Origin of the sequence: Streptococcus mitis, assembly GCF_946190275.1 — a bacterium.
Taxonomy (GTDB): Bacteria; Bacillota; Bacilli; order Lactobacillales; family Streptococcaceae; genus Streptococcus; species Streptococcus mitis_DC.
In genome coordinates this window covers 1-272 of sequence record NZ_CAMHZQ010000077.1, presented here as the reverse complement: position 1 = coordinate 272, position 272 = coordinate 1, and the positions used below count along the sequence as shown (strand labels likewise).

At 43.0% G+C, this 272-nt stretch carries 1 pseudogene; it reads right to left on the bottom strand.

The window, feature by feature from the left end:
- A pseudogene (locus N8M20_RS10300) lies at positions 1-272 on the bottom strand (hypothetical protein); the annotation flags it as partial.

Here is a 272-nt window from a genome sequence, read left to right as displayed (position 1 = left end):
GCATCTTTCTCATCTTGTGTTAATGAGTCTGGATTTGCTACTACAGTCTTGTCGGCTGGTTTAACAATGTCGTTGCCCGCATTTGGTTTAGCTGCTTCTTCCGCTGACTTAGTTAAGTCTGCCGCTGGGATTACCGCTGTTTTACCATTAACTGTTACTGTTGCGTTGCCTTTGTCGTCTACTACAACTTCAGCTCCTGGGTTTACGGCTTTAACTTTAGCTACAATTGCATCTTTCTCATCTTGTGTTAATGAGTCTGGATTTGCTACTAC